The organism is Paenibacillus sp. JNU01, assembly GCF_059130585.1.
In genome coordinates this window covers 4748818-4761908 of sequence record NZ_CP169723.1, presented here as the reverse complement: position 1 = coordinate 4761908, position 13091 = coordinate 4748818, and the positions used below count along the sequence as shown (strand labels likewise).

Genomic DNA, 13091 nt, shown 5'->3' with positions numbered 1-13091 from the left:
ACACGTTAACACTGCTGAGGACAGTCTAATGGGAAAAGGGGACTCTTCAGCATGAAACGAACACAGCCTTCTTTTTTACAAGCCATGATGTTGATCATGTTATCCGTTGGCTTGATCAGCCATGTTCTGATTATTCCTGCCCTTTTGGCTGCGGCCAAAAGGGATTCTTGGATTTCCGTCCTGCTATCGGCCGGACCCTTTCTGATATTCGCGCTAATGCTTGCTTATGTCTCTCGTTTCCTTCAGCATCAAACGCTGCATGATTGGTTAACTTCCCGTCTCGGAAAGCCCCTTGGCATGTTATTTCGAGTTGGTAACAGCCTCTTTTTTCTCAGCGTCATCTACTTCACCCTGCACGATACCACGGCTTGGGCTAAAACGAACTATCTGACCGAAACGCCCGTATTGGTAACCAGTATTGCCCTGATGTCTCTCTGTGCCTACGCTGCTTATAAAGGTATTCGCTCGCTGGCCTTTACCGCGGGGTTAGTCCTGCCACTAGTTGTCTTGTTAGGTTTCTATGTTGCTATCGTAAATACGCAATACAAGGACTACAGCCGTCTGTTGCCTGTTCTTGAACATGGATGGCATCCCATTCTTAATGGCATGGTCTACAGTCTTGCAGGCATGTTTGAACTGCTGTTCATCTGGTACATCCAGCCTCATCTCACCAAACGTATACGTGTATGGCAGTATTTGATGCTCGCACTCATTCTTGTAGGACTAACTGTCGGCCCACTCATTGGGGCGATTGTGGAATTCGATCCTTTTGAGGCTGCCAAAATGAGATATCCCGCCTTTGAAGAATGGCGAATTGCCTCTTTGGGCAAATACATTGCCCAGACCGACTTCTTTTCCATCTACCAATGGCTGGCAGGTGCATTCACCCGAATTAGTCTTGCCATGTATATTGTAGTAGAAATATGGAATATTAAGAGCTCTACCAAAAGGCTTATCAGTTGTATCTCGTTGGGTGTCTTCTTTATCCTGACCATGTTGTATCCTCTGGATGATATGACCTTCGAAAAGCTTCTGGTCGAATACATATTCCCGTTCAATCTCATATATCTGAGCGGACTTGCGATTATAGCAACGACGGTTGCCTTTATCCATTCACGCCATCAGAGGAGGAAACATCATGGAGCATCAAAAGATTGACACCACGTCCCATGAAACACTGCTTGCCTCTTTGAAAGAGCAGTTCAATCCATGCGCAGATGTTGTTATTCAGACCTTTCCTGTCAAAGATGAATCCGATCAGCCGGTCATCTTACTGTATTGCGAAGGGCTTGTCGACGGTAAACAAATCAACCAATTTATTATCCCACGTTTAGAGCGGCACGCCCTAATCATTGAGGAATCACATCCCAAAGAGTTGGGATTAACCTTAAATCCGATTGAGGATATCACCAATTTCAAGAAACTTAATCTGTTGATTTTTAGTGGACAGCTACTGATCATCTTCGATAACGGTGTTCAATCCTGCAGTCTGGATATTGCTGATATACCAGGACGCAGTCCTGAAGAATCAGCCATCGAAACATCCGTTAAAGGCCCGCGCGATGGATTCACCGAAGAACTCACGACCAACGTCGCCCTTATTCGCAAACGTATGAAAACATCTTCGATGTGTTACGAGAAATATGTCAAAGGCGGTCGTACTCAAACTGCCATTGGACTACTGTATGTAAAAGATATTATTAATCCAGACATACTAAAAGAAGCACGACACAATCTGGATCAAATTGAGATTGACGGCATTATAGGTAGCTCCATCATGGAACGAGCTGTCATGGGAGGGGTTCGGAGCATCTTTCCGCTCACGGATAACACTGAACGTCCTGATTTTGTTGTCGATTCCCTGTTAAATGGACGTTTTGCCGTTCTCATTGAAGGTTCTCCAGTAGCGGTCATCGCGCCAACTACACTTTTCAATCAATTGAAATCTCCTGAAGATAGGAGTACACCCTTTTTCATCGTTACCTTCGAACGAATCTTGCGCATCTCCGGGCTGCTGATTGCCTGTTTCTTCCCAGCCTTCTATATTGGGCTGACCAGTTTCAATGTGGAACAGATACCGCTACCGCTCTTGGCTACAATTGCTGGTACTCGAATGGGCCTGCCTATGCCTGTGACACTGGAAGCATTTCTAATGATTTTTATGTTCGAGCTATTCAACGAAGCTGGTCGCAGGTTACCACGTGCATTGGGCCAGACCGTCAGCGTGGTCGGCGGGCTTATCATTGGGGATGCCGCTATTCGCGCAGGGATTACGTCTCCTACCATCATAGTCACGGTAGCCATTTCAGTTATCTCCAGCTATATTCTCGTGAACACCGTGCTGAGCGGAGCTACCGCCCAGGTTCGGATCGGGATGCTTCTCATCTCTTCCATTCTTGGATTATTCGGATTCATGATTGGACTATTCGCCCTGTTGGTTCACCTTGTATCCTTAGAATGTTATGGAGTGTCTTATCTGACGCCCGTCTCTCCCTACATTCCAGGAGATTTCACGCAGGCCGTATCCATGCCACCGTCCATGAATAAAAATAAGCGTCCGGAAGCACTTCACACCCAAGATTCAACTCGTCGGAGAAAACGCCCATGATCCGATGGACGTCCATGACTTGCCTACTTGTGGGGTGCTTGATCCTGCTAACCGGATGCTGGGATTCCAAGGAAGTGCAAAGTATTAACTTCATCACAGCGATAGGAATAGACTATATGGACAACCAATATATTGCGTATGCCCAATTGATAGACTTCTCGAGCATTGCAAAACAGGAAACGCCAACTTCCCGGGAAACAAGGGACATGTGGATAGGACGAGGCAAGGGTACAACTCTGAGCATGGCTATTAACGACTTGTATGAAACATCACAGCAGCAAACGCTCTGGACTCATGTTAAGGCCATTGTTTTATCAAAAAATGCTTTGGACGGAAAGTTGGAGGATATATTTAATACGTTGCTGCATTCAGGTCAACTGAGATATACACCTTGGATTTATGCGACTGAGCAGGACATTCCGGAAGTACTATCCCCTTCTGCGCTGCTGAACCAATCCGCCCAGACCATTGAGATATTCGAACCCATGAGGCTATACAAACAGCATTCCGGCTACGAACCTATTCGGCTACATCAGCTTCTCGATGGATTACGGGAACCAGCTTCCGTCATTCTCTTACCTTCGGTCTCCACAAGGAATGAAACGTGGTTCAATGGCGATAAAAACCCACCTCTGGTTAGAATGGATGGATTTTATGTCATTTCCCAAGGCAAAAGTCAAGGTAGAGTTGCAGGAGCAGATGCAGACGGTACACGATATGTGAAATATAAGCGTGTTCATCAATATCCTTTGTACGTGTATGGGAATGGCGGAAAGACTCCTGATTTAACCCTGATGCTTCGTAATCCCAAGACCAGAATCACGGCCAGGAAACAAGGAGACGGCGTCACATTCGACATGGTTACCTCGGTCAAAAGTTCCATCACCGAAGACCATGGAGCCCCGCGCACGCCACACGCCATGGAACAAGAAGCGGAAAAACAGATCGAATCCGAGATTCGAGATACGTTCGAAAAAAACAAGTCACGCAAGATTGATTCATATGGTCTTGCAGAACATCTCTATCGCCACAATCTACCCTTGTGGCAGCAAGAGGTCTCTCAACGGTCTGATCCCCTTGAGCGTTTCAAGCTTGGTAAAGTGGAAGTGCATGTGGATATCCTTAATGCAAGCACGTATAAATACAGTAAATAAAAGAAGACCTGTGACCTGCATTACATGCAAGTACTGGTCTTCTTTTGGGTTTGAATTTCGTGCCAAGTTGATACGTTATTTTAATGGATAAGCCATGACACTCATCAGAGCCAATTCTGGCTGGGTGGTGTCCAAACGACTGTACTGAATGATGACTGGGATATTGCTTGAAACCGTGATGGCATAAGGTACGCCTGACGGGATAGACTGCTCTCCCGATTGCAGCGATGCGGTACGAATATGTTTTGTTCTTCTCGCTGGCACCTCTGCCACAATATCTTCGAGTGGTTCTCTGTCTTCAAAATAGATTGTGATGTTCAGTTCCGCATCGGCGGCACCTGTGTTTAATACACAGATGCTCTCGTGACTTTCCAGTGTGCCGCTGCTCTCCGGCGGGATGTAGCCATCAGGGATAACCCAGTAGGTATGACCTGTGGCTGTCGGATCGTTCTTATGGGCTGATGCACCTTGTTTGGTCGGCTCCAATGTCATTGAAATATATCCTCCAATCATTAAGTTAAAATCGGGTGGGCTTGCGGGGCTGTCGCTCCGATGGACGGATCGGGCTGTGGGCCGCTGTTGGCTCGGGATTTCTTTGGCTCATTCGCGGGGGCAAACTCTTAAAAATCCGGTGGGCTCGCACGGTAGTCGCTCCGATGGACGGATCAGGCTATGGGCCGCTGTTGGCTCGGGATTTCTATTTATTCCCCCTCAGCAGGGGAAATCCCGCTCCAAAGGCGGACGCTTCGCTCCCTCTACCCGATTCCGTCCCCCTCCGCTGCTACGCTCGCCGAACTGATTTAAAAAAATTATTGCCCTCGCTATTCGCTGGGCAACTTTGTTTCGCTCGTTACTTCGTTTAACTCGCTACCGTTTTTAAACCCTGAATAACTCGCGGAGCTGGCGCTCCGGCGGGCGGATCGGGCTGTGGGCCGCTGTTGGATCGGGATTTCTATTTATTCCTCCTCAGCAGGGGAAATCCCGCTCCAAAGGCGGACGCTTCGCTCCCTCTACCCGATTCCGTCCTCCTCCGCTGCTATGCTCGCCGAACTGATTTAAAAAATTATTGCCTTCGCTCTTCGCTGGGCAACTTTGTTTCGCTCGTTACTTCGTTTAACTCGCTTAATAATTAAGGGCATGAACCTACCGCAGATACATCTGCAACGGTTGTAATTGCAACTCGCGGATGGCTTCTGCCACCTGCTGGGCAAGGCGGCGGGCGCCGCGTTCTTGAAAATGCGTGTTATCCTCCACACCCGAAGGGAAATTCACATACTCTCCTGGCAGCACCCACATAAAGTCGTCCTTGGTGCCCTCAACGCCCGCCTGCTCGAACAGAAGGCGGCTGCGCTCAGCCAGATCGATCAGCGGTACACCTTCCTGTTCCGCCAGCTCACGTACGGCGATGATATAATCGCCATGCGTATCAGTCAATGTGCCATCATCCGCGAAATAACGACGATGCACCGGGGTTATGAGCACCGGACGTGCCTTGGCTTCACGGGCAGCATCGATATACTTTTTCAAATATTCCTTATATGTTGTGAATGGGTCGGTCCCACGTTCAGGGTCCGGCTTCTCATCGTTATGTCCAAATTGAATAAACAGAAAATCCTCGGGTTTGATTCGCTCCAGAATAGCGCTGAGCCTGCCTTCATTCATAAAGCTGCGGGAACTGCGCCCTGACTGGGCATGATTATCCACTGCCACATCATGTTTGAACTGTGCTGGCAATAGCTGGCCCCAACCACAATACGGATACCCACTTTCCGGCTGGTCCGTTACGGTTGAATCCCCGGCAAGAAATATAGTCATGGTCTGATTCGCAAGGGTGATCTCTAACGCATTAATTCTTGGCGCGGGACCGGAGAATGACAGACGAAGTCTGCCGCCACGAACAACGACCGAGAATCGCATCTCTGCAAATTGCCCAGGAAGTGTACGAATGGTTGGCAGTACAAGCCTGCCCTCACCAGCTTTCACACGGGTTACTGTCTCAGCCAATTCATCACCTGCAACAAGTAAAACTTGATAGGTTCCATCGGGAACATCCACAATGAAGGATGCTTTGAGCGGAATACAGAAGCTCGAACGCAATCGGGCAGACATGGTTGTCTGCCCCGGGTTGTTATGATGTTGTTTCGTGGAATTCGACACGTCATCATCTCCGATGCGTTGTTTCTCATACACCAGAGAACCCGCTTCGAATCCGTATCCGTCTCGTTCCTCATATGCGGTTGTTGCAGTTACTTTCAGATAATCCCCTGTCTCATCTGCTCTTCCCGAGTCCGGTCCAAAGTTAAACTTCCAGCTGGTCACGGACACTGCCTGGCCCTCTGCCGCTGCCTCCATGGCAACGGCCTGACGATCCTGAGCTTTATTCAAAAGCGATAACCTCCTTGGTTAACTTTCGTAAACGTTCAATCGGGCAAGATACGAAGATATACAGTTAAGCCTGCTTATCCTTTCAATCCGCTGGTACTCATCCCTTGAACAATTTGTTTCTGGAAGATGAAGAACACAGCTACAACCGGAACCAGACTGACGATGGACATCGCGAACATTGCGCCCCAGTTGGAAGCAGATTCGCTATCCAGGAACATTTTCAGTGCCATCGATACGGTATATTTCTCAGGCGAGTTGAGGTACAATACCGGACCGAGCAGATCCTCCCATCTCCAGTAGAAGGAGAAAATTGCTGCAGTTGCCAGAGAAGACTTGATCAGCGGCATAATAATCTGAATATATAATCTGAATTTGTTACATCCATCGATGGTTGCAGCCTCATCCAGCTCCTTCGGAATTGTTCGAATGAACTGTACCATCAGGAAGATGAAGAACGGCATTCCGAAGAATGTAGGGACAACAATTGGCAGAATCGTATTCAGCCAACCCAGCTTCGTGAAGATAATGTATTGAGGAACCAAGACCACGTCATGTGGCAGCATCAGCGTCAACATCATAATGGAGAACCAGAAGCTACGACCTTTGAAGCTAAGTCTGGCAAAACCAAAAGCGATCAGCGATGACGATATCACAGCACCGATGGTAGATATAACTACAATTACAAGGGAGTTGGTGATGTAATCCATGAACGGTCTTCCTGCTGTTCCTTTCCAACCATCCACATAGTTACTCCAGATCCACTCTGCTGGAAACAGGCTATCTGCGGTAACAAAGATCGTACGACTTTCCTTGAATGAACTGAAGAGCATCCAGAGTACGGGATAGAGCATCAGGAGGGCAAGAGCTGCAACGAACAGGTGATAAACGGGCCATTTTACATTTTTCCATACCATCATCGTTACTTCCCTCCTTCAGATTCATAGAATACCCAATACTTGGATGTCAGGAACACAGCCACCGTGAGTATTCCAATCATAATGAGCATGATCCAAGCCATTGCCGAAGCATACCCCATGTTGTTAAACATAAATGCCTGACGGAACAGATACAGGGAGTACAGCATGGTACCATCCATTGGGCCGCCTTCGCCTTTGGAGATAATGTAAGCAGGTACGAAGGTCATGAATGCCCCAATTGTCTGCATGATCATATTGAACAGGACGATTGGGCTAAGAAGCGGCAAGGTGATGCTGAAAAATTTTCGAACCGGATTCGCACCATCCACACCTGCTGCCTCGTACATCTCAGGGGAAATGTTTTTGAGACCAGCCAGGAAGATCAGCATGGACGAACCGAACTGCCACACAGACAGTGAGATCAGCATAACCAGGGACGCATTCGGGTCACCAAACCAGCTTATAGGCCCAATCCCAATTGCCGTTAGAGCGCTGTTGATAACACCCTCATTACTGAAGAGGTTACGCCACATAATAGATACAGCCACACTACCGCCGATAATGGATGGCAGGTAATACAACGTCCGGTACGTTCCAATCATACGAGAGCCAGTATTGAGGACCATCGCTACGAAGAGGGCAAAGATCAATCTTAACGGAACCCCAATGAATACATACAGAAACGTCACTTTGACCGAGTTCCAATATTTCGGGTCATCAAAAAACATTTTGGTGTAGTTATCGAGCCCAATCCACCGCGGAGAAGTGAACAAGTTATAACTCGTGAACGACATATATAAGGATACAAACATGGGGATGAGTGTGAAGCCCAGGAATCCAATAATAAACGGGCTTATGAACGCATATCCGGTTAAGTTTCGACGTAACGACGAATACTGCCTCAATGGAACGAACCTCCTTCATGGATCAGCTTGCTCTCTCATCCTTACTTCGGTCATCTGGACGGGGAAAGGCCCTCGCATTCGCGAGCAGCCCCATTCCCGACCATCCCTGAAGTGGGACGAGCAAGCTATCATTCAACTGTTATTTATTGTTTGCAAGTACCGATTCGGCATTTTTGCGGAATGTTTCTGCTGCCTGTTCAGGTGTGATTTTGCCAAAGTTCAACTCTTCAACCACATCGGCCAGAGCAGAGATTACTTCCGGTGAACCCACCGGTGGCGGTGAACTCATTGGTGAAGCCTTAGGCTCCATTGCGGCTACGAATTCAAAGACCTGTTTCGTGGCGTCACTCAGCTCAGGTGCGATGGCTTCCTTGATTGCTCCGGAGATTGGTACACCGCGCTCCCCTTTGATCAGTTTGTTGGCTTCCACGTCATTCACCCAGAAATCAATGAATTTAGCCGCTTCTTCCTTCACTTTGGAGTTGGACGTTACACCCCAATACATACTTGGTTGCATATAAAGTCCTTTTTCCATATCAGGTCCTGGCATTGGAGCAATTTCGAGCGGACGGTTCGCTACCTGTTGCAAAGCTACGAACTGGTTGGACCACTGCCATACGCCAATTCCTTTTTCCTTCACGAGATCCGATTCCTCAATAATGCCTTTGGTTTGGTTGGCTACATCCGGTGTAGGTGCTGCGCCCTGCTCAATCATGCGGCGCATAAGTCCGAAGAATTCAACAAACAATTGGTCATCATCATAACCAAGACCTGTGCCTTCCGCATTGTATAGCGACAACCCTTTGGTACGCAGGAAGTAATGGAAGAAGATATCCGGAGCTACCCCTCCATCCAAATACAGACCTTTCTCAGCGGCTTGTTTACCCAGTGCTTCGTACGACTCCCAAGTCATATTGTCAGGGATTGCATCCACGCCTGCTTTTTTAAGCAACGCCGGATCATATTGGAAGCCCAGAACGTTAACACCGGCAGGTACACCGTATTGTTTACCATTAATTACACCTGTGCTAATTACATTCTCAGACACATCGTCCACTTTGATCTGGTTGCCCAGATAAGGAGCTAGATCCTCAAGCTGACCATTCTGTGCATATTGGCTGATGTAGGAAATATCCATCTGAACGATGTCAGGCAATTGATTTGCTGCTGCTTGTGGTGCGAGCTTTTTCCAGTAGTCATCAAATGAAGCATATTCCACGTCAATTTTGACATTCGGATTTTTCGACTTGTACAGGTCAATGACCTTCTGTGTATATTCATGCCGTGCATCCGAACCCCACCAAGCGATCCGCAGAGTAACCGATCCATCCGAAGACCCCTGTTCGCTTCCTCCACCTGAACTACATGCCGCTGTAAAAACGAGCAACGCAGCCATCATCAGGAATATTGCCTTTTTCACCATGCCAATCTCCCCTTTTATGTTGATATGGTTGTGTGAACGCGTTACCCTCTTATTTCTGATAACGCTTTCACAAACTTGTTAATGTCATTTTCGCAAATGTACGACCAGAGTTGAATACACAAAACCGTCTTGTTGGTTCAAAAAACAGAGGAGGACAACAGCCTCCTCTTAGCGCTGTTCATCCTCCCCAGACATGAGTCATACGATTGATATCCCATTGTTATATGCCGATCCTGCGGAATTCCGTAGGTGTCATACCGGTCCATTTTTTGAACACCTGACTGAAATATTGCGAATTACCGCCGAATCCGAACAACTCCGCTAGTTCGAATACTTTAACATCCCCGCCTCTGCGGATATGATCACACGCCCGTTCGATGCGCAGACGATTGACGTAATTGGAGAAATTCTCGCCCGTGACTTTTTTGAAAATCTTGCCCAGATAATCCGGATTCATATATAACATCTGATGAGCGACTCCATTGAGCGAGAGATCTGCCTCTCCATAATGACGATCCACGATATCCATCATCTTCTCCACGGCAGAAGACTGGCGGCTGATATGATTTTTGTAATACCCGGAAGTTAGCCGGGCTGCACTGCTTGCAACAAAAGTTTTTAATCCAGATAACGTATCGATATGAGGTAGTTCCGCCATACGCTGGGTGAATTCTGTTGCCTCCTCGGGCGGACATACATGAACCATCGCAGAATACAGCTGTACTACATAAGAACGAGTCACCTCAATCTCCAACTGCTGACGCGATAATAGATCAAACAGACGATCCACCTCTGCCGCGGTTTCTTCTGTATTGCCCGATTTGATCAACTGACACAGTTGCTCCGCATCCTGTTCTACATGCACGCCGTCGCATTCTCCTGCCAGAACGAGATCATTCTTCGTGATCAGTTTGCCTTCACCAATAAAAAAGCGATGGTTCAGATACTGCAATGCCTCACGAAACAACCGCCGGGACTGGATCATTCGATCTGCTTCACTCAGCGCAGCGGTCACTTCCAGTTTATACAGTCTGGTAAATGCAGCCCGAACCTCTTCAATATTTTCTTCCAATCGGCCCGAATCAGTTGAATCCGCAAGCAGGATCAGAAGTTTGCCTTCAATGGTAGTGCTTAACAGTACATCCGGTAGCAGATCACTGGCAATGTTTTTGATCGCAAATAAGTGACTGTAATCATGCTCATCTACGATTCGGAACAGCAGTAACCGAACTGTGTTCTCTTCAAGCTCCAGATCGAACAACTCCTGATAATATTCCAGATCAACTGGCCCATAGGTTCGGTTGGTCATGAATTCTAGCAGAAATTGCTCCTTCACATGCGGAAGGACACGCTGCAATCGCTGTTTCATCTCACCAGCAACATGCTCCTTCACTTGAGCATCCTGATGTTCCTGCAACAGTTCGGTTAACGCATCATGGATCTGATTCTCATTACATGGTTTGAGCAAATAATGCTTCACACCATATTGCATCGCCCTGCGGGCATACTCGAACTCCTTGTAGCCGGATAACATGATGAAACGTACCCCTGGATATGCTTCCGATGCCTTCTCTATGAGTCCGAGACCATCCAGACCCGGCATGGAGATATCCGTAATAATAATGTCAGGTCTCGACTGCCCGATTTTGTCCAATGCTTCAATCCCATTCCTCGCCGTACCCACCAATTCCGTACCTGCCGCGGCCCAATCGACCACTTGGGAAATCCCCTCCAGAATGACACGTTCATCATCTACGAGCATCACTTTGTACATCGTCATCGTCCTCTCTGATCCAAGGTATGCTGATCGATACTACAGTTCCTGATCCGGGCTTGCTGCTCATCACCATTCCACCTTCATCACCGAAGGTCAGTCTGATTCGTTCCTGGATGTTAGATAACCCAATGCCCTGTCCTCTTGTCTGAATACGTCCTTCGTGTAGTTGTTCCAGAAATTCCGGTGTCATCCCCGGACCGTCGTCTTCGACTTCGATAATCACCTTATCTCCATCTGCTCTCGCCCGAATACGAATTCGGCAGGGATCGATGCTTGGTTCGAGTGCATAATGTATGGCGTTCTCCACGAGTGGCTGTAACGTTAACTTGGGAATCCGGGCCGTTCCCACCTCAGGGGCAATCTCCATATCAAAATTAAGTCTCTCCTCAAAACGAGTGCGCTGAATCGTAACGTAACTGCGGACTATGTCCAGCTCTCTTTCCAGCGTGATCCACTTCTCGGACATATTCACAGAGCTGCGCAGCAGAAATCCAAGCGCCTCAACCATTTCCGAGATCTGTCGTTGCTTCTGCACTTTGGCCAACCAGTTAATTGATTCCAACGTGTTGTATAGAAAATGTGGATTAATCTGCGCCTGAAGCGCTTTCAACTCCGTCTCACGAATCACCAATTGCTTAGCATAGTTCTCATCAATCAATTCACGTATCCGTTGAAGCATCATCTTGAAGGTTCGATGCAACAGTCCGACCTCATTCTGTGGAGATATGGGAACATTGCCAAGGGCAGCCTCCTCCAGTTTATCCAGATCGCCTTTTTCGATATTACGCATTTTTTTGATCAACTGCGCAATGGGATGGGTAATACTGCGAGAAAATCTCGCTCCAATGATCAGCGCCGCCAGAAAAATCATGATGAAGATCACCGTGACCAACTGTTTGACAAATTGAATCTGTTTAAACATTTGATCAAAAGGCGTCGTATATAGGTAAGTCCAGTCAGTGTAGGAAGAGTTGGCCCGGGCGATAAAATAACGACCATGCTCAAACATGGCAATGCCATAAGGTTGGGTTCGCTTCAATTCTGACTCTATCTCCGCTTCACTGACTGCTGATTCTGTTGGATAGATCACTTCTTTTCCATCCGTAATCAACAACTGGGAGTCCTCTGCCGGTTCTTGCATCTGATCCTGGACAATTCGGTCCAGACGGACACGGATAATCAGCGTACCGAGCTTTTCAAGCGTAAACGCCCCACCCGTAAAAGATTTCACCTGTCGGACGGATAAAAGCCTAGCTTGTTGATCCCCGCTGGTATGCCACACATTGGACCCCGAATATCGGTCTCCCAGTGTCACCAGTTCCTTCTGTTTTGTCTCCGAAATTCCTTCCCGGTTCCCTGCAGCCATAACGTTATTATCATTATCGATAAATAGCATGGAATAGACGTATTTCTCAGACCCGGCATAAGCAACTAACCGGTTAGTAATTTTTTTGCGCAGACCATTTTTCTCGTAACCTGTCTCGGCCTTTTCAAGTTGAAGCAGATATTGCTGAAGCGGCTCATCTGACATCACCTTGAAAGAGAGGCTGGACATCTCACGCAGTTGATTCTCAATGCCTACTGAAGACATATTGAGGACTTGCGAGGACTTCTCGTAGATTTGACGATCATAGATGCTGAACACATATCGGAGCACAGACGCATAAAACGTAAAGCTGATTAACATCAAAATGCCAATAAGAAGAATCGTTTTGTGATGAATCGGCAGTGTTGTGAAAGCGTTCTTAATTTTAGTCATCCTAAGCGCTCCTTTGCCTTGCGAAGGGTGCTGTCGTGTTATGGTTTAATCATTTTATTGTAAGTTATTTTCATATTTACACATCCATTGGGCATCTGACAAGATATATTTATCCAACATTTCAGGTCATTAGAGGAGTGATCCATCTGTGTCAGCAACTCAA

At 47.4% G+C, this 13091-nt stretch carries 10 protein-coding genes; 3 read left to right on the top strand and 7 right to left on the bottom strand.

What is annotated here, in order from left to right; genetic code table 11:
• Positions 1-51: 51 nt before the first annotated feature.
• From NLBNIHML_RS20840 to NLBNIHML_RS20830, 3 genes are read left to right on the top strand one after another with little or no spacing between them, the layout of a single operon-like run.
• Positions 52-1158 carry a GerAB/ArcD/ProY family transporter gene (locus NLBNIHML_RS20840; RefSeq protein WP_472474708.1) on the top strand — a complete coding sequence of 369 codons (1107 nt, stop codon included), beginning with the start codon at positions 52-54 and terminating at the stop codon, positions 1156-1158.
• Entirely contained in the window at positions 1139-2608 is a 1470-nt protein-coding gene (locus tag NLBNIHML_RS20835) for a spore germination protein (protein ID WP_494352642.1), read from the top strand. Before NLBNIHML_RS20840 ends, NLBNIHML_RS20835 begins: the two co-directional genes overlap by 20 nt.
• Positions 2605-3762 (top strand): Ger(x)C family spore germination protein, encoded by a 1158-nt coding sequence (locus NLBNIHML_RS20830; protein ID WP_494352641.1) that lies wholly within the window; start codon positions 2605-2607, stop codon positions 3760-3762. The genes NLBNIHML_RS20835 and NLBNIHML_RS20830 overlap by 4 nt, the downstream gene beginning before the upstream one ends.
• Before the next feature lie 75 nt (positions 3763-3837).
• Here the strand turns inward: NLBNIHML_RS20830 and NLBNIHML_RS20825 are convergent, their stop codons facing one another.
• From NLBNIHML_RS20825 to NLBNIHML_RS20795, 7 genes are all read right to left on the bottom strand, one after another.
• Positions 3838-4254: a sensory rhodopsin transducer gene (locus tag NLBNIHML_RS20825; protein WP_339304213.1), complete on the bottom strand. Its 417-nt coding sequence runs from the start codon at positions 4252-4254 to the stop codon at positions 3838-3840.
• Between the two features lie 651 nt (positions 4255-4905).
• Positions 4906-6114, bottom strand: a complete 1209-nt coding sequence (locus NLBNIHML_RS20820) for a rhamnogalacturonan acetylesterase (protein ID WP_494354736.1) — start codon at positions 6112-6114, stop codon at positions 4906-4908.
• Positions 6115-6221: 107 nt separating this feature from the next.
• On the bottom strand, positions 6222-7061 hold the full coding sequence (locus tag NLBNIHML_RS20815; protein ID WP_494354735.1) for a carbohydrate ABC transporter permease: 840 nt from the start codon (positions 7059-7061) through the stop codon (positions 6222-6224).
• A gap of 5 nt (positions 7062-7066) precedes the next feature.
• Positions 7067-7969 (bottom strand): carbohydrate ABC transporter permease, encoded by a 903-nt coding sequence (locus NLBNIHML_RS20810; protein WP_253429934.1) that lies wholly within the window; start codon positions 7967-7969, stop codon positions 7067-7069.
• A 139-nt stretch (positions 7970-8108) separates the two neighbouring features.
• Positions 8109-9392, bottom strand: coding sequence for an ABC transporter substrate-binding protein (locus NLBNIHML_RS20805; protein WP_339239437.1), 1284 nt, complete (start codon positions 9390-9392; stop codon positions 8109-8111).
• Positions 9393-9612: 220 nt separating this feature from the next.
• Complete coding sequence (locus tag NLBNIHML_RS20800) at positions 9613-11166, bottom strand: response regulator transcription factor (RefSeq protein ID WP_494352640.1); 1554 nt, start codon at positions 11164-11166, stop codon at positions 9613-9615.
• On the bottom strand, positions 11141-12928 hold the full coding sequence (locus NLBNIHML_RS20795) for a sensor histidine kinase (protein ID WP_494352639.1): 1788 nt from the start codon (positions 12926-12928) through the stop codon (positions 11141-11143). Before NLBNIHML_RS20795 ends, NLBNIHML_RS20800 begins: the two co-directional genes overlap by 26 nt.
• Positions 12929-13091: the final 163 nt, after the last annotated feature.

Excerpts from the sequence above, each read along its gene's own strand:
- NLBNIHML_RS20840 (WP_472474708.1), top strand. The coding sequence starts at position 52 with ATGAAACGAACACAGCCTTCTTTTTTACAAGCCATGATGTTGATCATG.
- NLBNIHML_RS20795 (WP_494352639.1), bottom strand. The coding sequence starts at position 12,928 with ATGACTAAAATTAAGAACGCTTTCACAACACTGCCGATTCATCACAAA.
- NLBNIHML_RS20805 (WP_339239437.1), bottom strand. The coding sequence starts at position 9,392 with ATGGTGAAAAAGGCAATATTCCTGATGATGGCTGCGTTGCTCGTTTTT.
- NLBNIHML_RS20815 (WP_494354735.1), bottom strand. The coding sequence starts at position 7,061 with ATGGTATGGAAAAATGTAAAATGGCCCGTTTATCACCTGTTCGTTGCA.
- NLBNIHML_RS20825 (WP_339304213.1), bottom strand. The coding sequence starts at position 4,254 with ATGACATTGGAGCCGACCAAACAAGGTGCATCAGCCCATAAGAACGAT.
- NLBNIHML_RS20800 (WP_494352640.1), bottom strand. The coding sequence starts at position 11,166 with ATGTACAAAGTGATGCTCGTAGATGATGAACGTGTCATTCTGGAGGGG.
- NLBNIHML_RS20830 (WP_494352641.1), top strand. The coding sequence starts at position 2,605 with ATGATCCGATGGACGTCCATGACTTGCCTACTTGTGGGGTGCTTGATC.
- NLBNIHML_RS20835 (WP_494352642.1), top strand. The coding sequence starts at position 1,139 with ATGGAGCATCAAAAGATTGACACCACGTCCCATGAAACACTGCTTGCC.
- NLBNIHML_RS20820 (WP_494354736.1), bottom strand. The coding sequence starts at position 6,114 with ATGGAGGCAGCGGCAGAGGGCCAGGCAGTGTCCGTGACCAGCTGGAAG.